Below are 19,214 nucleotides of genomic sequence, written 5' to 3'. Positions count from 1 at the left end.
ACGATGTGGTCGATCTGCGCCAACGTATCGACTCGTCCGATGATGTCCAGGCCTCAGGATTCCCCTAGGCCAAGAGGCACTAGCAGTTTGACTAGCAGCGGCAGAACCAGCAGCACGGTGATGAGCCTGACCGCATGTAGGGCAGCGACTGCAGCGCCGACGCCAAATTCCGCCCCAACAAGGCTCATCCCACTGATGCCCCCTGGTGCGGCGCCCAGCAGGGCCACCATTGGATCGATCCCTAGCAAGCGGCTGGTCCACAGTCCGATGGCGATCCCTGTCATCACAAGAGTGAGGGTGATCAGGATGGCTGGTCGCCAGAGTTCCTGTAGTTGTTCCAGTGAGGCGCGGGTCAGGCTGGTACCGATGACCACGCCAATGGCGATCTCGATCGTTGTTCGCGTTCCTGCAGGCCATTCTGCAACATCCAGCCGTCCGCTCATGCTCACGATCCCTGCCCCCAGCAGGGCGCCGGCAAGGGGAGCGGCGGGGATGCCGGTGCGTAAAGCGAGCAGGCCCATGCAGGTGCCAGCGAGCGCATAGATCAGAAGAGTTGCCAGAGGGGGCATTGGACGTTCCGATCGCATAAGGGTTTCAGTCTGATCCCAGATGTGTTGTCATCGGCACATTCCCATTGGCATGCATCGGCCATGACCCAGTCCGTGTCTTTTCGGATCACCCGCACGGCAGAGGATGTCGCTCAGGCGATCAATGCCCTGTCGCAGCGATTGGTGAAGCTTGAGCAGCGTCTCGAGAGTCTTGAACTGCAGGTCAGGCAGCAACAAGACACCCCCGAGATGCCTGCGGATGAACTCGCCCGCCTTGATGACGTCGATCGTCTCCTGATGGACTGTCAGTCGCTGCTGCAATCCACCGCCGGCAGCACAGAGGCCATGGCTGAGATGCCCGCTGAGGCAACGGCCACAGAGCATTTCGCCGATCACTCTGTTCATGATGGCGATGAAAGCGATGCTGTCTCCGATCTCTTTTCTGGGTCAGAGGATGGCAATCAGGTCGATCACGAGGCGGCATGAGCTGGCCGGAGGTGTCAAAATGAAAAGAAAGTGACCCATGGCCATTCCTCAGCCCGGTGCATGTGCAAGCGGCGGTAGCCGTCGTGCTTTTCGTTCGTTCCCCGCCGGTCGTTCCGGGCGTGGATTCATTGAAGGGGGCCATCAGCTCGAGAAACTCGAGTTCGCTCTTGCTGTGGCGATCACCCGCGGTGATCAATCACGCATCACTCTTCTTCGCGAGCAGATCGATGCGATGGGTGGCAATGTTGAGGAGCCGGGTACTTGATTGATCTCTCACTTTGTATTGCAATGGTGACGATTACGTTAAACTCAAACAAGATCAACTTTTAGACATTGACGTCAATACTTGCACGAGCTTCTGGGGGCTCTGCGGCAGTGATCGATAAGCGTCAGGGTTATCTCGACGCGGCACAACGGTTGTTTGCTCAAGCCCGTGTTGCAGCCGAAAAGGGTGATGTTCCTGAATCAGCATCTTTGATTCTCCGTGCCCTTGATCAGGAACGTCGTGCCGGTGGGGTTGGCCCACAGGTCATGCAACTGATCAAGCCACGCCAGTGAGGCGAGCCTTTGCTCTTGCCTCATTCAATCTTCAAGCGGGTGACCGGACTCGAACCGGCGACGTTCAGCTTGGGAAGCTGACATTCTACCACTGAATTACACCCGCATAACGGCAGTTTATGGCACTGCCGCCGATCATCCTTCTGATCGTTTCGCCTTGTCGCCTCAGCTGTTTAAGGCTGCTGCCGCTGCGGCCAAACCATGACCCATGTTGGTTTTGCCCAGGTTGAGGGAATGCAGCGTGGATTCAATCGCAGCAATGGCGGTTAGTACATCCCGATCGCATACAAATCCAAGGTGGCCGATGCGGAAGACTTGGCCCTTGAGGTGATCCTGACCTCCTGCCAGCAAGATGTCAAAACGGTCCTTTACGGCTTTGCGCAGTTGTTCTGCATCGATGCCGTCGGGAGCCACGGCGGTGATCGCAGGGCTCCCATAACCGTCTGCGGCATAGAGGGGGAGACCCATGGCTTTCATGCCTGCCTGAGCAGCGGCACGGTGGCGGGCATGACGGTTGAAAATTGATTCCATGCCTTCGGCCTGCATCATCTCTAGTGCTGCTTCCAGGGCGAAGTAGAGGTTCACAGCAGGGGTGAACGGGTTGCTGTTCTTCGCAGCCGTTTTCCTGTAAGGGCCCAGGTCGAGATAGAACTTGGGCAGATCGGAACGCTCATAGGCTGTCCAGGCCCTTTCGCTCATGGCCACGAAGCTCAGGCCAGGGGGCATCATGTATCCCTTTTGGGAGCCGGAGGCCACCACGTCCAGGCCCCAGCTGTCCATGGGCACATTCGTTGCTCCGAGGCTGGTGACACAGTCAGCGATCGTTAGTGCAGTTCCGTGGGCACGCACGTGCGCGCTGATGGTTTCGAGATCGTTGATCACTCCGGTCGAGGTTTCTGAATGGGTGAGAATCACGGCACGGATGGCTTTGTCCGTGTCGGCTTCCAGAGCGTTACGGAAGGCATCTGGATCCAGGGGTTGGCCCCACTCGGCCTTGATCACTTCCACTTCAAGGCCATAGGCCTTGGCCACCTTCACCCAGCGTTCACCGAATTTGCCGTTATCTCCGCAGACCACCTTGTCGCCGCGGCTGAGGGTGTTGATGATGCCGGCTTCCATCGCAGCGGTTCCACTGCCTGTGATCACCAACACATCGCTGCTGGTTTGATGCAGCCAGCGCAGTTGCTCTGTGGTGCGCTGCACCACAGCCTGAAACTCACCACTGCGATGTCCAATGGGATGACGGCCCATGGCCTTGAGCACCGTTTCGGGCACCGGGGTGGGCCCGGGGATCATCAGGGTGAGCTTGTCCTGCACGGCCGCGGAAATGCCAATCCATCATCTTAAAAAATGGTCCTGAACCTTTTGTTGCTGGTCGGTCCATATGCCTGAGGTGTCCCCCTCATCAAGCTCGGGTCTGACTTTGCCCATGTGGGTGGCTGCTGCTGCCAGGGCTGCCATGCAGTGCCTGGTCGGTGAGCCGGTTGTGCTCAATCAGCAGCTGTTCCAGCCGGGCGGCGATCCGGCTCAGATCGTGCCTGTGCGATCCGTCTCCTTACTCGAGAGCGGATTGCAGGCTTTGGCGATCAGCGTGTGTGATCCCGGGCCAGGGTTGGATCTCACCCGGGGATTGGAGGTTTGGGTGCGTGTGGCCTGGGCTCCAACTGCCGATCCTTGGCTCGATGTGATTCCAGGTGCTGGTGTTGGTCGGTTCGCCGAGGGTGGAGGGATCTGTCTCTCCACCTTTGCCCGAGAGCTGCTGGAGCAGAATCTGCGGCCTTATGTGCCCAAGGGGCGTGGCTTGGTGGTGGAGGTGGTGCTTCCTCGCGGGCGTGAGCTGGCTCAACGCACCAGCAATGCTGCCTTTGGCGTGGTGGAGGGGCTGGCGCTGATCGGCACTCAGGCCGAGGTGCAGATCAGTGCCTCTCCAGATCAGTTACAGAGCAGTCTGGATCGGTTGCGGGCGCTGGTTCTTGAGCCGAGATTCGCTGGGCGGTTGACGCTGGTGATCGGCGAGAACGGCTATCACTTGGCGCAGCAGCTTGGCTTCGGGGCTTCAGGGCCGGTGCTCAAGACCGGTAACTGGATCGGACCGATGCTGGTGGCGGCGGCGGAAGTGGGCGTGGAGCAGCTGGTGCTTTTGGGGTATCAGGGAAAGTTGGTGAAGCTTGCCGGCGGCATTTTTCATACCCATCACCACCTGGCAGACGGGCGGTTGGAGGTTCTGGTGGCGCTGGCGGTGGATCTTGCTTTTCCTCTGGATCTGGTGCAAAGCCTGGGCAAAGCGGCGTCCGTGGAGGCGGCTCTGGAGGGTCTCCAGAATCGGGAGCCGAGGCAGGCTGAGGCGTTGCGGCAGGCCATGGCGGCAGCAGTGGAGGCTCGGGTCAGCGCCTATCTCCAGCGTTATGGAGATTGGGCCCTGCAGATGGGCGCTGTGCTGTTCGACCGCTCCAGGCAGCGACGCTGGCCAGGCCCAGTGGGAAAGGTCTTGCTGGCGGATTGGGGACGAAGCCTCTGAGCCCCTTCTCTACGCTGATGGATTGACGGTCGTTTGCCCACGACCCCATTCGTAGAGATGACTCAGATTCAGCCTGACGGCCAGCGAAAGCCAGCGATCGTCATTCTCGATTTCGGTTCGCAGTATTCCGAACTGATCGCCCGGCGGGTCAGGGAAACGGAGGTGTTCTCTCTGGTGATTGGGTACAGCACCTCTGCTGAGGAGCTGCGCAAAATGGCCCCGGCGGGAATCATCCTGAGTGGTGGACCCAGCTCCGTTTATGCCGACGGTGCACCCCTTTGCGATCCGGAGATCTGGAACCTCGGAATCCCGGTACTGGGGGTCTGCTACGGCATGCAGCTGATGGTGCAGCAGCTTGGGGGTGAGGTTGAGGCGGCAACAGGCAAGGCCGAATACGGCAAGGCGCCGCTCCAAGTGGACGACCCTACCGATTTGCTCACCAACGTTGACGATGGCTCCACGATGTGGATGAGCCATGGCGATTCGGTGAAGGCGTTGCCGAAAGGCTTCGTGCGCCTGGCCCACACCACCAACACGCCTGAAGCTGCGGTGGCTGATCACAATCGCAGGCTTTATGGCGTGCAGTTCCATCCCGAGGTGGTCCACTCCACCTGCGGCATGGCTCTGATCCGTAATTTCGTCTATCACGTTTGTGGTTGTGAGCCGGATTGGACCACCGATGCCTTCATTGAGGAGGCGGTCGCCCAGGTGCGGCAGCAGGTGGGCGAGAAGCGGGTTCTGCTGGCGTTGTCTGGTGGTGTGGATTCATCCACCCTCGCCTTTTTGCTGAAGAAAGCGATTGGCGATCAGCTCACCTGCATGTTTATTGATCAGGGCTTCATGCGCAAAGGCGAGCCTGAATTCCTGATGGATTTCTTTGATCGAAAGTTCAACATCAACGTTGAATACATCCACGCTCGTCAGCGGTTTCTGGAGAAACTCAATGGTGTGACTGATCCTGAGCAGAAGCGCAAGATCATCGGCACCGAGTTCATTCGCGTGTTTGAAGAAGAGAGCAAGCGCCTCGGCCCTTTTGATTACCTAGCCCAGGGCACCCTCTATCCGGATGTGATCGAGAGTGCCGGCACCAACATTGACCCGAAAACAGGAGAGCGGGTGGCAGTGAAGATCAAGAGCCACCACAACGTTGGTGGCCTGCCCAAGGATCTGCAGTTCAAGTTGGTGGAGCCTCTGCGCAAATTGTTCAAGGACGAGGTGCGCAAGGTGGGCCGCAATCTCGGATTGCCCGAGGAGATCGTGCGGCGCCATCCCTTCCCCGGTCCTGGTCTGGCGATTCGCATTCTTGGTGAGGTGACGGATGAGAAGCTCGATTGCCTTCGCGATGCCGATTTGATCGTGCGCGAGGAGATCAAGGAGGCCGGCCTTTATCACGACATTTGGCAAGCATTCGCAGTGTTGCTTCCTGTGCGTTCAGTGGGTGTGATGGGCGACAAGCGCACCTACGCCTGGCCGATCGTGCTGCGCTGTGTCTCGAGCGAAGACGGTATGACCGCTGATTGGTCCAGGCTCCCACCCGAGCTGATGGAGCGGATCTCCAACCGCATCGTCAATGAGGTGAAGGGTGTGAACCGGGTGGTGCTGGATATCACCAGCAAGCCCCCCGGCACAATTGAGTGGGAATAGTTCTTCTGGGGGCTGGTGGACGGTCGACAGCGCCGATACTCTGAGCCCCCGGCCGGAATGCGTTGTGACCGCTGCTCAAGAGCAGACCCTGCAGCTTCAGCGACGACTGCAGCAAGACAGTATCCAGCTGGTGGGCAAGACGATCTACATCAATCCGTTCCTCTACTGGCGTCGGTTTGACAGCAACACCGATCGCTGGTTGAGGGAACCCGGTCAGCTCACTGAGGAGCAGATTGTTCAGAATCGTGGCCGTTTCTATCCCGAGCTGGCTTGGGACCTGCTCGATGAGGATGCACGCCAGATCAAAGATGGTGCTGTTGAGATGTTTCTCAAGAGCCTTGAGTTGATCAGCACCTTCCATCCCGAGCTCACCGCCGGTCAGATGCTGGAGGTGGAGCGCAAGATGGCGATCACCAAGAAGCGCTCATTTGAGCGTTGGGTGGAGAAATCATTTCGGCGTCGCTTCAAGTTGGAGTCGCGGGAACGGCGTCGCTTTGCCAGGGATCGTTTTCTGCTCAGCTGGCGGGAGTGGATCGGGCAGGACACGACCCATCAAGCGATTGTGCCGGTGCTGGCCCTGATTGTGCTCAGTGGTGTGATGGGTTGGACCTTCGGGACGCGGCAGGCGGCTTGCCCCACATTGGTGCTGCCTTCAGAGCAGACTGGGATTCGCTGATTACCGGTCCGATGGCCGATCAAAGACCACTCGAAGCGTTCAGGCTCACCCTGATGCAGGAGGTTTTGCCGGTGGGTCTGGCCATGGTTGAACGGGTGCGCCAGGGTGGTGCCTCCAAAATTGTTGAGGGTTTCACAGGTTCATCTGATCCCCTTGCTGATCTGCGTGATGAAGGAGAAACAGCGGCGAAGCAGGTGCGGGAACGGCTTGATCAGGTCAGTCCTGGACTGGGCAACCCTGTGATTCAGGTGGATGTGGATGTTGAGCCAGGTCCTGCCTCAACGTTGTCTGCGCCTCCTGAATCGGCGGCTGAGATTGGCGCAACGATGGATGGGACAACGACGACCTCTGACGATCGTGAGTCGCTCCAGGTTGTTCTCGCCAGGATTGAGACGCGGCTGGATCAGCTCCAGCAGCATCTCGCGTCCTGAGCCTCGCTTCCGCTCCCATGGCCCGATCCAGCTTTACCGGACGTGAGGGCGGTTATCGCCACAGCGGTCTGAAGCAGCAGCCGCTGGTTCTGATCGGCTTGGTGCTGGTGTTCAGCGGGGCGATGTTGACGCGGCTCACTTGGTTGCAGGTGTTTGAGGGTGCCCATTACCGCGAGCTGGCGGATGAGAACCGCATCCGTCTGGTGCCCCGTTCTCCAATTCGTGGTCGTCTGCTCGACCGTGAAGGGCGCGTGCTCGCATCCAGCAAGCTCACTTATTCGCTCTATATCGAGCCCCGGTTGGTTGATGATGCGAGCTGGCCTCCGTTACGGGATCGTCTGTCTCGGTTGCTCAATTTGAGTCCGGCCGAGCTCGATCGGCGTCGCGAGCGTGGGGTAGACCGCGATGGTTATCGCACCACCCTTGCCACCGAGCTCAAACCCGAACAGGTGCTGCGTTTCCAGGAACAGGCTTTGGGTTTGAAGGGAGCGATGGTGGATGTGGACATCCTCCGCTTCTATCCCCACGGCACGATGGCGGCCCACGCCCTTGGCTATTCCTCCCCGATCACGGAAAGCGAGTACAAGCTGCTCGGGGACAAGGGCTACAAGATTCGCGACCGCATCGGCCGCACCGGCGTTGAAGCTGCCTATGAACCCCATCTGCGCGGTAAGTGGGGCGGCCAGATGTTGGAAGTGAATGCCATGGGTGAGGTGCAGCGGAACCTCGGCGATCGCCCCTCGGTGGCCGGAAAGGACCTCACTCTCACCCTTGACCTCGATCTCCAGAAGGTGGCTGAGCAGGTGTTGGCCGATAAGAAGGGCGGCGCGATTGTGGCGATGGATCCGCGCACTGGTGCGATCTTGGCCTTGGCCAGCAAGCCCAATTACGACCCCAATTTTTTCTCCAAACTGGTCACCACCCAGAAGGAGTACGACCAGCTGTTCGACAACCCACGCCTGCCCCTGTTCAGTCGTGCATTGAATGCTTACAACCCTGGCAGCACCTGGAAAGTGGTCACTGCAATGGCTGGGATGGAGTCAGGAAAGTATCCCCCTGAAACCAAGTTGAAAACTGCTGCCTGTATTACCTATGGAGGGCACTGCTTCCCCGACCATAACGGTGCCGGTTTCGGCACCATCGGCTACGCCGATGCCCTGCGCTTCTCTAGCAATACCTTCTTCTACCAGATTGGTGTAGGCGTGGGATCACGCCACCTCAAGAAGGCGGCCACGGATCTTGGCTTTGGAGCCAAGAGCGGCATCGAGATTGGCTGGGAGGAAAGCGTGGGTTTAGTGGCCGATGAAGATTGGGCTGCCGCCGGCCGTGGCTGGGGTGAACCCGGAATGACTCCTTGGATTCCCGAAGACATGGCGAGCGCCTCGATCGGTCAGTCGGTGGTGCAAATCACACCGTTGCAGCTGGCACGGGCCTACAGCGTGTTTGCCAATGGCGGCTGGCTGGTCACCCCTCACTTGGCGGATCAGGGTCTGGATTGGACGGCCCCGTCGCGGCGGAGCAGGGTGGCGATTAAGCCCGCCACGTTGGCCAAAATCCGGGAAGGGTTGCGCAAAGTGGTCTCCGATGGAACCGGTTATGGCCTGAACGGTCCGGGGATCCCATCGGCTGGCGGTAAGACCGGCACGGCAGAAGACAACAGCTCCCATGGAGCGGATCATGCTTGGTTTGCCACCTATGCCCCCTATCCGGAGGGTGAGATCGTGATCGTGGCCTTCGCGCAGAACACCCCCGGTGGCGGCTCAGTGCATGCGCTGCCGATGGCGAAGAAGGTGCTGGAGGTGTGGAACCGCAAACGCCAGAAGCGCTGAGCGCCAGGCTCAGGCAACAGCGCTCAACTGTTTCTGAAGCACATGGCGGTAGTAGCCCCTCAGTTGTTCGGTGGCAGAAGCCCAGCCCCAGCGTTCGGCTTCCTGGCGGGCTGCAGAGCGAAGACTCTGGCGCTCGATGTCGTTGCCAAGCAGCTTGCTGGTGGCTTCGATCAGGCTTTTGGCACCACCATCGGCTCCATCAGGTTCGTACAAGCAGCCGTTGATGCCATCGCTGATGATGTCGGGAATGCCGCCGCGATTGGCCCCGACAACGGGGCAGCCGGCGGCCATCGCTTCTAGAAGCACGAGGCCGAGGGTTTCTGTGCTGGAAGGGAACAGAAAGGCATCACCGCTTGCGTAGGCACTGGCCAGTTCGTCACCCGCCAGATAGCCCACGAAGGTGGTTGCGGTGCCTTCGAAGTGTTTCTCCAGCTGCTGCCGATGGGGTCCGTCGCCAACCAGCGCTAACCGTGCATCGGGCATGGCCTCGAGCACGGGTCGGATCCTTTCAATTTGCTTCTCGGCTGAGAGACGGCCCACATAGAGCAGCAGTGCACCACGGTCGTCATGGCAGCCATGCAGTCGCTCTCGCATCGCGTCGCTGCGCAGTTCCGGACGGAACATGTCTGTATCCACCCCTCGCTGCCAGAGATCGGTGTGCTGGATTCCCTTCTCGCTCAGCTCCTGCACCATTGCGGTGGAGGTGCAGAGGTTGAGTACGGCCTGGTTATGGGCCGCCTTGAGCAGTTCCCATAGCAGCGGTTCCAGCATGCCCATGCCGTAGTGCTCGAGATATTTGGGCAGATGGGTGTGGTAGCTCGCTACCAGAGGAATGCCCTTAGTTTTGGCCAGCCAGATGCCGCCAAGCCCAAGCACGGCGGGGTTGACGACATGGATCAGGTCTGGCTGGAAGCTGTCGATCGCTTCGGAGACTGCTGGTCTGGGTAGGGCAAGCTTCAGTTCTGGATACAGAGGTAGCGGCATGGCGGGCACGCCAATCAGCTGGGCGCCCATGTAGTTGCTCGGACATCCCTCCGGACAGAACACAACCACCTCATCACCCGCTTCCACCAGGTGCCTCACCGTTTTGGTCAGCCTGGTGACGATGCCGTCAACCTTCGGAAGGAAGGTTTCGGTGAAAAAAGCGACTTTCACTGGGTCGGCGGTGGGGGGATGCGGATCAAGGTGCAGTGCCGATTGCTTCAGCCTGGGTCTTGGTCCAGGCGGAGGTGCAGAGAATGCGGTTGCGATCGCAACGGTCGGCGTAGCGCGTGGCGATTTCCACCACTTCCTTCAGCAGACCATCATCAAGGGTCGTGGGATTGAGGCCGAGCTCCAGGAAGCAACGGTTGTCCACGATCAGATCGTTTTCCACAGCCTCGTTACGAGGGTTGGGCAAGTTGTTGACTTGGGCTCCGGTAAGTGCGGCCACCTTTTTGGCCAGTTCGCCCACTTGATGGCTTTCGGTCATCTGGTTGAAGATCTTCACCCGCTCGCTTTTGTTGGGTGGGTTCTCGAGAGCGAGCTGCACGCACTTCACCGAGTCGCGGATGTGAATGAAAGCCCGGGTCTGGCCGCCGGTGCCATGCACGGTGAGCGGATAGCCGATGGCCGCTTGCATCAGGAAGCGGTTGAGAACGGTGCCGTAGTCGCCGTCGTAATCAAAGCGGTTGGTGAGACGCGGATCGCGGTCGGTGGCATCGGTGTTGGTGCCCCAGACGATGCCCTGGTGCAGGTCGGTGATGCGGACGTTGTCGTTCTTGTTGTAATAGAGGAAGAGCAATTGATCGAGCGTCTTGGTCATGTGATAGACGCTGCCAGGGCTGGCGGGGTGGAGGATCTCTTCCTCGAAGCGGCTGCCGTCGGGCTGGGGAACCTCCACTTTGAGGTAGCCCTCAGGAATGGTGGCGCCGCGGTGTGAGCCGTAGCCGTAAACGCCCATGGTGCCCAAATGAACCACATGGATGTCTTGTCCGCTTTCGACGATGGCGGCCAGCAGGTTGTGGGTGCCGTTGACGTTGTTGTCGACCGTATAGCGCTTGGTGGCGCTGCTCTTCATCGAATAGGGAGCAGCCCGTTGCTCGGCGAAATGCACCACGGCATTGGGTTTCTCTTCGATCAGGAGATCAAGCAACAGTTGGTATTCGTGGGCGATATCCATGTGCAGGAAGCGCATGGGCTTGCCGCCGATTTCCTCCCACGCTTTCAGACGCTCGCCGATGCTGGTGATCGGGGTGAGCGATTCAACCTCGAGATCGATATCGATCTTGCGGCGACTGAGGTTATCGACGATCAGCACGTCGTGACCCTGGTCCGCAAGATTCACTGCACAGGGCCAGCCGCAGAAGCCGTCGCCACCGAGAACGAGAACCTTCACCTCAAACTCCTGCCGAAGCGTGCTGAGCGCTAATCCCGGGCAAGCTACTACAGGGTTTTCAGCTGATCACGACAGTCACGGCCACTAGGGCGACCACAAGCACCCCGCCAACCACGATCAACAGCTGAGAGCTGCTGCTGCGGCTGGATTTCACGTCAATCACTTCCATGCGTGGTTCTTTGGCGAAGGCATTCAGCCGTCCTCCATCCTCTTCTGTGACTTGCATGGATTCCATGTTTCCGAAGGGGAGACCTTATGGGCTTCTGGCTGCTTTGGGCCGATTGCGCCATGGTCTGTCATGACTAGCTTTTCACCGTTCCGGTAGTTGGCGAACTAGGGGAAGCGTCCTGGCGCAGTGGTAACCGGCCTGCTAGATGGGCTTGTCTGCCCGCCTGAACGGCTAAGCCCATGGCTTCAGCCATGGCTGGGGGGTCGCCCGCCATGGCAATGGCACTGTTGACCAGGACCGCTGCGGCCCCCATCTCTAGTGCTTGGGCGGCTTCACTCGGAACGCCGATACCGGCATCCACCACAACGGGAACGCTGGCGTTCTCAATGATTAGAGCGATGTTGGCCAGGTTGCGTAGACCCTGACCGGAGCCGATCGGCGAGCCCAGAGGCATCACCGTGGCGCAGCCCACATCCTCCAGGTGTTTGGCCAATAAAGGGTCGGCATTGATGTACGGGAGAACGGTGAACCCCTCCTTCACGAGTTGTTTTGCTGCTTCGAGCGTGCCGATCGGATCGGGGAGGAGATGGCGGCTATCGGGGATCACCTCCAACTTGACGAAGGTGTTGTCGTCTTGGCCTGCAAGTTTGGCGAGTTCGCGTCCCAGCCTTGCCACGCGCACTGCTTCATCGGCGGTGGCACACCCAGCCGTGTTGGGGAGCATCCAGATCCTTGACCAGTCGATTGCTTCCATCAGGCCTTCATGCCCTGCTGCCACCGTCTGGACCCGTCGCACGGCCACGGTGACGATCTCGCAACCCGATCGTTTCAGGCTTTGCTGCATTGTGGCCAGATTCGGGTATTTGCCCGTTCCAGTGAACAAGCGACTGTTGAACTGTCGCCCTGCGATCAGCAGCGGATCCGAAGCGTTGGTGCAGCTGGAGAGGGGAGAGGGCGAAACCGTGGACATGCCGAAGAGCAGAAAAGGGTGTGAGAACCGGGTGGGGATTGAACAGGCCCGTAGGAATGGCCCTAACTTGAGCCCATCATCCTGTTTCAGCCATGCCTGTTCCACCCGTCGTGGATCTGCCTGTTGAAAGTGCTGTGCCTTTTGAAAGCCAGCTGCCTTTTGATAGCTCAAGGCTGGCGATGCCTGTGATGCTCGAGGGCAATGTTGAAAGCTTTGATCCGGTGGCTCGTGCTTCCGACTTGGCCGTGACGATGCCGCGTCAATGGTGCGGGCATTACAAGAGCTTCCCTAACGGCATGGATCAGGAGGTGCTGCTCAATCTTTCCAGCGTGCAGGCCTATGGCCAAATGGTGGCGCTGCGCGGAGAGATGACGATTGGAACGATCAAAACCCCAGTTCAAGGCAATCTCAATGCCAAGTCAGATCAGCTTGATCTGATTCCCCTTGCAGACAGCCTCACCGACGGGTTGGAGAGTGGCGGCGAGTTTCTGGGTCTTCAGGGGTTTGACCTTTCCGGTTGGGAAGCGCCTCGGCTTACCAATCCTGGTGGACGTTTGACGCTGACTTCTGGTTGCGTGTCAGAAGCCCTTCCGATTCGCGGCCTCTGGTGAGCTGGAGGCTTTGCCTGCACGCAGCTGCCGTTCAATGCGTTTCAGCCGTTTGGTTGCTGTGGTGTTGGCGGGTTCAAACTCCAACACTTTGCGATAAAGATCGGCCGACTTTTCCGGTTCGAGCAGGCGCTCATGGGCAAAGGCGAGGTTGTTGAGGGCAACGGGGTAGTCAGCCTTGGCATTGAGGGCAGATCTGTAATGCTTCACCGCACCGTCGAAGTCTTTCTGTGCTGCCAAAGCGAAGCCAAGGGCGTTCTCGATCAGCGCCTTGGCTTCATCAGGCTCCCCTGAAAGGCTCTTCAGGGCTTGGCGCAGGTTGGCCGTGGCCTGTGGGTAGAGCCGCTTGCGTAGTTGCACAGAGGCGAGCTCATAGAGCCGGCCAGCATCTTTCGACGTTGCAGCACCTTCTTGCTCAAACTGGATCAGGCTGAGCTCATCCTTGCGGGTTCGAAGCAGTTGTCGACCGACGACAACGGCAACGATTGCCAGCAAGACAATCAGACCAAGCAAATAGGTCTGTGGGAGGAGTCCATCCATCACGAGCAACTCCTCCTCTCAGTTAATGGTTCGGCGTTTGATTCAGCTTTTTGCTGCTGTCACCACATTGGTGAAGCTGCCGGGATCAGCAACGGCCAGTTGGGCCAGCATCTTGCGGTTCAGGCGCACATCGGCCTTCTTCAGGCCACCGATCAGACGGCTATAGCTCATGCCGTTGAGGCGTGCAGCCGCATTGATGCGTGCAATCCAGAGGCGACGGAAGTCGCGCTTGCGACGACGACGGTCGCGGTAGGCGTTGCATAGCGCCTTCATCACCCGCTGGTTGGCGGTGCGGAAGAGGGTGCCGTTGCTGCCACGGAAACCACGGGCAAGGCGCAGGATCTTGTTACGGCGCTTGCGGGCAACGTTGCCTCTTTTAACGCGGGCCATGGATCAGGGGGTGCAAGTAAGGGAAAAACAGTCGATTTCGCGACGAGCGAGCGCAAGCTCGTTCAGGCGTAAGGCATCATCAGCGCCACACGTTCCTCATCGGTACGGTCCACAACGGCCTTGGTGCCCAGGTGGCGCTTCAGCTTCGGGCTCTTGTGATCCAGAAGATGATTGTGGAAGGCACGACGACGCATGAATTTGCCAGTACCAGTTGCCTTGAACCGCTTGGCGGCTGCTTTGCGGGTCTTCAGCTTGGGCATGTCTCTGGCAGCGCGTGGCACAAACGACAACAATACGCCCTCATCCTCCCCCCAGCCAATGAACCGCTTCCGACGCGTCCTGTCGCTGAGGGGCATCACCCCTTCGGTGCTGGTGCTGAGTGTGATCAGCGGTGGTTGTCGGGCGCAGGAGGCGGCGGTTTCTCCTGGACCTGCTCAGCCTGTGATCCCCACGCATCGTTCTGTGCCAGCGCCGCCGCAGGCGTCGGGGAATCGACTTTGGGTTGCCCTTGACGATCACCTTGGACGGGGCACAAAGCGTGATCATTCCGCTCCGACATTGACGCTTCGCAGTGCTGGGCCTTCCCCTCTGGTGCTTCGTGATGGCAGCGCTTCGGGGGCTTCCCAGCCACTTGCGACTGCAGCAACCCTCCGGATTCGTTGGCGGCTGGAGCCGCTTGCTGAACCCGTCAAGGTGTCCCGTTTGGTGGCGGGGCCTTACGCCAGTTTCGAGTCGGCCGATCGGGTGGCGCAGCGGTGGCGTCAGCAGGGCGTTCAGGCGTTGGTCGCCCATCCGGGTGAGTGGGAGGTCTGGGCTCCAGAGACTGCTTCTGTGCTGGAGGGAGTTGCGACTCGCCCTTGGCGCAACACGATCACTTCAGTGGTTCGTCCGGTGCTTGAGGGCATCGATGGCGACCCCAAGACCCTTGCTGGACCTTTGTTGCTCGAGGCCCCCGATGGTTTGAGCTGGAAGGGTGGGGTGATGCAGGGGCCATTTCGGCTCCAGCCAGATGCCTACGGCAGCTGGACGCTGCTTGAGCAGGTACCACTGGAGCGTTACCTCGAGGGTGTGGTGCCCCATGAGATCGGGGCTGGTTCGCCCGAGGCGGCTTTGCAGGCTCAGGCCGTCCTGGCCCGCACATGGGCGCTGGCCAATAGCCATCGTTTTGGCATCGACGGCTATCACCTTTGCAGCGACACCCAGTGCCAGGTCTATAGCGATCCCCGCTATGCCGGTTCAGCGGTGCGACAGGCCATTAAGGCCACCACTGGTCAGGTGTTGCAGTGGAACGGCAAACCGATCAGTGCTGTTTATCACGCCTCCAATGGTGGTGTGATGGCCTCGGCGCCTGAGGCCTGGGCGATGGCTCCTGCTCCCTACCTGCAGGCTCAAGCTGATGGTGACCAGGGCTGGCTTGATGCCGTTGTGCTGCCGTTGAAGGATGCGGATGCCATCCGCCGTCTTGTTCAGGCTGGTCGCGGTGCCTATGGGGCTGGTCATCCGTTATTCCGCTGGACGCGGACCTATACGGCATCTCAGCTTGAAAGGGCCTTGGCCTCTCAGTCCCCTGGTGTTGTGCAGGGCGTAGCAGTGCTGAAGCGTGGCCCTAGTGGCAGGGTCCTGACCCTGCGCATTGAGGGCGAGGGCCCCGGTTTCCCTGTGGATTTGCGTCTTGATGCGATACGCCGCACGCTGCGGCGGCTGCCCAGCACTCTGTTCACACTCGAGACCACTGGGGAGGGGGTTTGGCGCTTCAACGGCGGCGGCTTTGGCCATGGGGCAGGACTGTCCCAGGCCGGTGCCATTGATTTGGCCTCTCGGGGATGGTCGGTGCAGCGCATTCTTCAGCACTACTACCCGGGAGCGACCCTGGCACCGCTAGCCCCATAGGGCGCGCCGCTTAGAGTCCCGACTATTCCGCGAAGTGCGATGGCCGTGGCGGCAGTGACTGGTGATCACCGACGCGGCAAGTCAGCCCTGTTCCTTGTGGCCTGCGGCTGGGCTGGGGCGGCACCCCACTGGTTGGATCCTCTGCGCAGCCTGGCGCCAGCGGTCACCTTGGCACTGCTGCTCGGGGGCTACGGCCTTCGCACCGTGCTGCGCAGCCGCGATCAGCCCTGTGCTCCCGGTGCCGATCCAGATCGAGAGGATGATGCTCTGGATTTGCCCGCTGTGGATGTGGTCGTGGCTGCCCGGGATGAGGAAGCAGTTGTCACCAGGTTGGTGGAGCGTCTTACGGCCTTGCGCTATCCCAAGGAGCGGCTTTCGCTCTGGGTGGTGGATGACGGCAGTGAAGATCGCACCGGCCCTTTGCTCGATGACCTCAAGCAGCAGCATCCCCAGTTGCAGGTGATTCACCGCAAGCGCGGTGCAGGTGGAGGCAAGTCGGGCGCGCTCAACACCGTGCTCCAGCAGCTCAAGGGCGATTGGATGTTGGTGCTCGATGCTGATGCGCAGCTCCAGAACGATGTGTTGGAGCGCTTGCTGCCTTTTGCGATTCGTGGCCGCTGGGCTGCCGTGCAGTTGCGCAAAGCGGTCACGAACGCCCATGAGAGTTGGCTCACGAGGGTGCAGGCGATGGAGATGGCTCTCGACGCTCTGTTGCAGCAGGGTCGGCTCCGAGGTGCCGGCGTGATGGAGCTTCGCGGTAACGGCCAGTTGCTTCAGCGCAGCCGACTGCAGGTCTGTGGCGGCTTCAACGAAGACACGGTCACTGACGATCTCGATCTCAGCTTCCGCTTTCTAACTGACGGCGCCCCTGTGGGTCTGCTCTGGGACCCGCCAGTGCAGGAGGAGGCGGTGGAATCGCTCCCGGCCCTGTGGAAGCAGCGTCAGCGTTGGGCTGAAGGTGGGTTGCAGCGTTTCTTTGACTACTGGCCGAAACTCACCTCTGGATCGCTGAGCGCTGGTCAGAAGCTCGATCTGGCCTGTTTCTTCTTGCTCCAGTACGTGCTGCCCTTGCTGTCGTTTGCGGATCTGATCACGAGCCTGATCCTGCGCACGATGCCGGTGTACTGGCCTCTCTCAATCGTTGCGTTCAGCGTGTCGGGTTTGGCGTATTGGCGTGGTTGCCGCAGGCTGAGCGAGGGCCCTGAGCTTCCTCAGCCTGGGTTGCTCAACTTGCTGCTTGGGATTGCTTATCTGGGTCATTGGTTTGTGGTGATTCCCTGGGTCACGCTGAAGATGGCCCTGTTCCCGAAGCGGTTGGTGTGGGCCAAGACCAGTCATCGTGGCGAGGCAGCGGCCTAATCTAAATAATCATTTTGAGCCACTTATGGCTTTTGGTTGTTGATTGCTTCGTTGAAATGGATGTCGTTTAACGCTTTATTTGGGGCAGCACATATTTCTTTTGCTGGAAGAAATTATTGAGGCTGATTTGCTTCTCTTTTCTATTTGCGGTTTGAATTAGCTGTCCAGGTCAGCATCGACGACTTGGCCATTGAAGAAGTCAGCGAAGCGCTTCACTTTGTCGTCCATTGGTGAGCGCATTGGAGGTTGGCCTGGTGGATTAGCGGTTGGCTGCCCCTGCTCCAGCGTCGGTGCAGCTGTCTGGGGTAGCTGAGGCGATGGGGGTGTGCCTGCTGGCGTTGTTGCTGGTGGTGCACCCGTCGGTGTAGCCACGGGCGTTGGCATGGATCCGGTTTGGGGCTGGGTTTGAGCAGGAGGCGGAGACGGGATGGCAGCAGTGGACTGCACAGCAGGCGGTTGGGTGGGCGCTGAGATGGTTGGTGCTGCATTCCTGGCTGGTGCCGGTGCAGGCGTTGGCGCGGAAGCCGGAGGGGCCGCACCGGGGGCTGCTGTTGCTGGGGTGATGACACCAGCGTGGTTCTCCAGCACCAGTTGGCGGTTGCCGCCGCAGGCCCGGGCGATGGCCTGCTCCAGCAAGGTGGCGCGGCTTTGCACCATGCCCATCCAGTTTCCGGCCACCTGCACCACGGCCCGATGTGAATCCATCCGCACCAATTGAGCCTGCTGGGAGAGCAGCATCCGCGTGGAGGGCAATTCCAGGCTGGCCAGGATCTGCTGCCACAGCTCGGGCAGGTTGGTGCTGGTGGCATCGGAAGCAGCGCTGGCAGTCTCGTCTGGGCTCGTCTGCTCTGTTTCCATGTCGGTCGCTGGTGCTGCAGTGGTGGCAGCTGGGCCGGTGGGAGGTAAGGAAACCGAAGCGGCTTTTGGGGCTGCAGCCGTTTCAGTTGGGGGTGCTGGCGCAGCTGAGGGAGGTGGAGCCGCCACCGCAGCCGCTTGTGCAGCTGTTCTCACTGCTGCGGCAGCTGGGGCTGGAGTCGGTGCTGCAGCTTGAGGCACGGTGGCCATGCGCTTGGTGGCAACGGGTTCGGCTTCGGCCAGCAGGCCCATCAGCAAGACTTCCAGCCACAGCCGGGGTTGCACGCTCAGACGCAGTTGCTGTTCGCTGCCACGTAAGCGCGCTTGCCAGTGCAGTAACCGTTGCCTCCCGATTCGTTGCGCCAGATCGGGAAGCTGCGCTCGGAACTGGGGCGACACACTGGTGAGCTCCGGACGATCCGGCGCAGCTGCCATCAGCACCAGGTCCCGAAGGATGCCGGCCAGGCCTTGCAGTACGGCTCCAGGATCGCGCCCCCGGTCCAGCAGGCTGCGGCTCGATTCCACCAGCTGCAGTGGATCACCGCTCGCCAGGGCTTCCGCCAACGCGATGAGGTCCTGTTCGGGAACGGCGCCGAGCAGGTCCCATACGGCATCGGCTTCAATCGGAGCCGGCAGCAGGCTGAGCTGATCGAGCAGGCTCTCGGCATCGCGCAGGCCCCCCTGGGCTCGCTGGGCTACCACATGCACTGCTTCTGGCTGGATGGGGATCGATTCCTGTTCAGCGATCCAGGTGAGGTGTTTCTCCAGTGCATCGATCGGGATGCGACGGAAATCGAAGCGCTGGCAGCGGCTCAGGATCGTGGGCAGCACCCGCTGCGGGTCAGTGGTGGCGAGTACAAACACCACCCGCGGCGGTGGCTCCTCCAGGGTTTTGAGCAGGGCATTGAAGGCTGCGGTGGAGAGCATGTGGCACTCGTCCACCACATACACCTTCCAGCGCGCCTGCACTGGTGCGAATCGGGAGCGTTCGATCAGATCGCGGATGTTGTCAACGCCGGTGTTGGAGGCGGCGTCGATCTCGATCACATCAAGGGCGGTGCCGGCTGCAATCGTGGTGCAGAGCTCGCAAGTGCCGCAGGGTTCAGGCGTCGGCCCTTCGCTGCTGAGGCAGTTGAGCGAACGGGCCAGGATTCTGGCGCTCGAGGTCTTGCCGGTGCCGCGCGGGCCGCTGAAGAGGTAGGCCGGCGCGATCCGGTCAGTGCGCAGGGCGTGCCCCAGGGTCGCGGCAATCGCGTCCTGCCCCACCAGCTGGTCAAACCGCTGGGGGCGGTACTTGTGATGCAGCGGCTGGTAGGCCTGGCTCATGCGCTGCCTGCGGAACCCAGAGGTTACCGAGGCCGACTGG

At 60.3% G+C, this 19,214-nt stretch carries 21 protein-coding genes and 1 tRNA gene; 11 read left to right on the top strand and 11 right to left on the bottom strand.

From position 1 onward, the window contains the following. Positions 1 to 53 precede the first annotated feature (53 nt). Entirely contained in the window at positions 54 to 569 is a 516-nt protein-coding gene (locus DXY10_RS10075) for an AbrB family transcriptional regulator (RefSeq protein WP_115018989.1), read from the bottom strand. 81 nt (positions 570 to 650) lie between these two features. Here DXY10_RS10075 and DXY10_RS15140 point away from each other — a divergent pair, with 81 nt between their 5' ends. From DXY10_RS15140 to DXY10_RS10060, 3 genes are all read left to right on the top strand, one after another. Next, entirely contained in the window at positions 651 to 1,034 is a 384-nt protein-coding gene (locus tag DXY10_RS15140; RefSeq protein WP_371411145.1) for a chemotaxis protein, read from the top strand. Between the two features lie 37 nt (positions 1,035 to 1,071). Further along, positions 1,072 to 1,299 (top strand): hypothetical protein, encoded by a 228-nt coding sequence (locus DXY10_RS10065; protein ID WP_115018988.1) that lies wholly within the window; start codon positions 1,072 to 1,074, stop codon positions 1,297 to 1,299. A gap of 110 nt (positions 1,300 to 1,409) precedes the next feature. Next, a complete protein-coding gene (locus DXY10_RS10060; protein ID WP_115018986.1) occupies positions 1,410 to 1,592 on the top strand; it encodes a hypothetical protein in 183 nt (60 codons plus the stop codon). Between the two features lie 34 nt (positions 1,593 to 1,626). Here DXY10_RS10060 and DXY10_RS10055 read toward each other — a convergent pair. Then, a tRNA-Gly gene (locus DXY10_RS10055) sits at positions 1,627 to 1,698 on the bottom strand. A 59-nt stretch (positions 1,699 to 1,757) separates the two neighbouring features. After that, positions 1,758 to 2,909 (bottom strand): alanine--glyoxylate aminotransferase family protein, encoded by a 1,152-nt coding sequence (locus tag DXY10_RS10050; protein WP_115018984.1) that lies wholly within the window; start codon positions 2,907 to 2,909, stop codon positions 1,758 to 1,760. Positions 2,910 to 2,976: 67 nt separating this feature from the next. Between DXY10_RS10050 and cbiD the strand changes: the two genes are divergently transcribed. The 5 genes from cbiD to mrdA all read left to right on the top strand — a co-directional run bounded on the left by cbiD (position 2,977) and on the right by mrdA (position 8,690). After that, positions 2,977 to 4,110, top strand: a complete 1,134-nt coding sequence (gene cbiD, locus DXY10_RS10045; protein WP_115018983.1) for a cobalt-precorrin-5B (C(1))-methyltransferase CbiD — start codon at positions 2,977 to 2,979, stop codon at positions 4,108 to 4,110. 57 nt (positions 4,111 to 4,167) lie between these two features. After that, entirely contained in the window at positions 4,168 to 5,754 is a 1,587-nt protein-coding gene (guaA, locus tag DXY10_RS10040; protein WP_115018981.1) for a glutamine-hydrolyzing GMP synthase, read from the top strand. Positions 5,755 to 5,818: 64 nt separating this feature from the next. Continuing rightward, positions 5,819 to 6,430 carry a hypothetical protein gene (locus DXY10_RS10035; protein ID WP_115018979.1) on the top strand — a complete coding sequence of 204 codons (612 nt, stop codon included), beginning with the start codon at positions 5,819 to 5,821 and terminating at the stop codon, positions 6,428 to 6,430. A gap of 11 nt (positions 6,431 to 6,441) precedes the next feature. Beyond that, a complete protein-coding gene (locus DXY10_RS10030; protein WP_115018977.1) occupies positions 6,442 to 6,861 on the top strand; it encodes a hypothetical protein in 420 nt (139 codons plus the stop codon). Between the two features lie 17 nt (positions 6,862 to 6,878). After that, entirely contained in the window at positions 6,879 to 8,690 is a 1,812-nt protein-coding gene (gene mrdA / locus DXY10_RS10025) for a penicillin-binding protein 2 (protein WP_115018975.1), read from the top strand. 9 nt (positions 8,691 to 8,699) lie between these two features. On the opposite strand, the gene DXY10_RS10020 is transcribed toward mrdA, so the two are convergent. From DXY10_RS10020 to DXY10_RS10005, 4 genes are all read right to left on the bottom strand, one after another. Further along, on the bottom strand, positions 8,700 to 9,845 hold the full coding sequence (locus DXY10_RS10020) for a glycosyltransferase family 1 protein (RefSeq protein WP_115018974.1): 1,146 nt from the start codon (positions 9,843 to 9,845) through the stop codon (positions 8,700 to 8,702). 25 nt (positions 9,846 to 9,870) lie between these two features. Then, a complete protein-coding gene (locus DXY10_RS10015) occupies positions 9,871 to 11,067 on the bottom strand; it encodes an NAD-dependent epimerase/dehydratase family protein (RefSeq protein ID WP_115018972.1) in 1,197 nt (398 codons plus the stop codon). Between the two features lie 58 nt (positions 11,068 to 11,125). Then, entirely contained in the window at positions 11,126 to 11,293 is a 168-nt protein-coding gene (gene psb34 / locus DXY10_RS10010; protein WP_115019167.1) for a photosystem II assembly protein Psb34, read from the bottom strand. 76 nt (positions 11,294 to 11,369) lie between these two features. Then, positions 11,370 to 12,206 carry a thiazole synthase gene (locus DXY10_RS10005; protein WP_115018970.1) on the bottom strand — a complete coding sequence of 279 codons (837 nt, stop codon included), beginning with the start codon at positions 12,204 to 12,206 and terminating at the stop codon, positions 11,370 to 11,372. Positions 12,207 to 12,298: 92 nt separating this feature from the next. On the opposite strand from DXY10_RS10005, the gene DXY10_RS10000 reads away from it, so the two are divergent. Next, entirely contained in the window at positions 12,299 to 12,817 is a 519-nt protein-coding gene (locus DXY10_RS10000) for a hypothetical protein (RefSeq protein WP_115018968.1), read from the top strand. Here DXY10_RS10000 and DXY10_RS09995 read toward each other — a convergent pair. From DXY10_RS09995 to rpmI, 3 genes are all read right to left on the bottom strand, one after another. Beyond that, positions 12,785 to 13,354 (bottom strand): tetratricopeptide repeat protein, encoded by a 570-nt coding sequence (locus DXY10_RS09995; protein ID WP_115019164.1) that lies wholly within the window; start codon positions 13,352 to 13,354, stop codon positions 12,785 to 12,787. The two genes, DXY10_RS10000 and DXY10_RS09995, sit on opposite strands and share 33 nt — an antisense overlap. Positions 13,355 to 13,396: 42 nt before the next feature. Then, the gene (rplT, locus tag DXY10_RS09990) at positions 13,397 to 13,744 is read right to left on the bottom strand and encodes a 50S ribosomal protein L20 (protein WP_115018966.1); all 348 of its coding nucleotides are present in this window, start codon (positions 13,742 to 13,744) and stop codon (positions 13,397 to 13,399) included. Positions 13,745 to 13,806: 62 nt separating this feature from the next. Next, on the bottom strand, positions 13,807 to 14,004 hold the full coding sequence (gene rpmI / locus DXY10_RS09985; RefSeq protein ID WP_115018965.1) for a 50S ribosomal protein L35: 198 nt from the start codon (positions 14,002 to 14,004) through the stop codon (positions 13,807 to 13,809). A gap of 58 nt (positions 14,005 to 14,062) precedes the next feature. Between rpmI and DXY10_RS09980 the strand changes: the two genes are divergently transcribed. Together DXY10_RS09980 and DXY10_RS09975 are read left to right on the top strand one after the other, a co-directional pair. Then, entirely contained in the window at positions 14,063 to 15,634 is a 1,572-nt protein-coding gene (locus tag DXY10_RS09980; RefSeq protein ID WP_115018963.1) for a SpoIID/LytB domain-containing protein, read from the top strand. Between the two features lie 39 nt (positions 15,635 to 15,673). Next, positions 15,674 to 16,993 carry a glycosyltransferase family 2 protein gene (locus DXY10_RS09975; RefSeq protein WP_115018961.1) on the top strand — a complete coding sequence of 440 codons (1,320 nt, stop codon included), beginning with the start codon at positions 15,674 to 15,676 and terminating at the stop codon, positions 16,991 to 16,993. A gap of 156 nt (positions 16,994 to 17,149) precedes the next feature. Here DXY10_RS09975 and DXY10_RS09970 read toward each other — a convergent pair whose 3' ends face one another. Beyond that, entirely contained in the window at positions 17,150 to 19,174 is a 2,025-nt protein-coding gene (locus DXY10_RS09970) for a DNA polymerase III subunit gamma/tau (RefSeq protein WP_115018960.1), read from the bottom strand. Positions 19,175 to 19,214: the final 40 nt, after the last annotated feature.

It is taken from the genome of Synechococcus sp. UW140, assembly GCF_900474295.1.
In the GTDB taxonomy this organism is placed as follows: Bacteria; Cyanobacteriota; Cyanobacteriia; order PCC-6307; family Cyanobiaceae; genus Synechococcus_C.
This window is presented reverse-complemented; position numbering and strand designations above follow the sequence as displayed.

Bases quoted from the DNA above. Each gene is read 5' to 3' on its own strand.
- DXY10_RS10075 (WP_115018989.1), bottom strand. From the start codon at position 569: ATGCCCCCTCTGGCAACTCTTCTGATCTATGCGCTCGCTGGCACCTGC.
- DXY10_RS15140 (WP_371411145.1), top strand. From the start codon at position 651: ATGACCCAGTCCGTGTCTTTTCGGATCACCCGCACGGCAGAGGATGTC.
- DXY10_RS10065 (WP_115018988.1), top strand. From the start codon at position 1,072: ATGGCCATTCCTCAGCCCGGTGCATGTGCAAGCGGCGGTAGCCGTCGT.
- cbiD (WP_115018983.1), top strand. From the start codon at position 2,977: ATGCCTGAGGTGTCCCCCTCATCAAGCTCGGGTCTGACTTTGCCCATG.
- guaA (WP_115018981.1), top strand. From the start codon at position 4,168: ATGACTCAGATTCAGCCTGACGGCCAGCGAAAGCCAGCGATCGTCATT.
- DXY10_RS10030 (WP_115018977.1), top strand. From the start codon at position 6,442: ATGGCCGATCAAAGACCACTCGAAGCGTTCAGGCTCACCCTGATGCAG.
- mrdA (WP_115018975.1), top strand. From the start codon at position 6,879: ATGGCCCGATCCAGCTTTACCGGACGTGAGGGCGGTTATCGCCACAGC.
- psb34 (WP_115019167.1), bottom strand. From the start codon at position 11,293: ATGCAAGTCACAGAAGAGGATGGAGGACGGCTGAATGCCTTCGCCAAA.
- DXY10_RS10005 (WP_115018970.1), bottom strand. From the start codon at position 12,206: ATGTCCACGGTTTCGCCCTCTCCCCTCTCCAGCTGCACCAACGCTTCG.
- DXY10_RS10000 (WP_115018968.1), top strand. From the start codon at position 12,299: ATGCCTGTTCCACCCGTCGTGGATCTGCCTGTTGAAAGTGCTGTGCCT.
- DXY10_RS09995 (WP_115019164.1), bottom strand. From the start codon at position 13,354: ATGGATGGACTCCTCCCACAGACCTATTTGCTTGGTCTGATTGTCTTG.
- rplT (WP_115018966.1), bottom strand. From the start codon at position 13,744: ATGGCCCGCGTTAAAAGAGGCAACGTTGCCCGCAAGCGCCGTAACAAG.
- rpmI (WP_115018965.1), bottom strand. From the start codon at position 14,004: ATGCCCAAGCTGAAGACCCGCAAAGCAGCCGCCAAGCGGTTCAAGGCA.
- DXY10_RS09980 (WP_115018963.1), top strand. From the start codon at position 14,063: ATGAACCGCTTCCGACGCGTCCTGTCGCTGAGGGGCATCACCCCTTCG.
- DXY10_RS09975 (WP_115018961.1), top strand. From the start codon at position 15,674: ATGGCCGTGGCGGCAGTGACTGGTGATCACCGACGCGGCAAGTCAGCC.
- DXY10_RS09970 (WP_115018960.1), bottom strand. From the start codon at position 19,174: ATGAGCCAGGCCTACCAGCCGCTGCATCACAAGTACCGCCCCCAGCGG.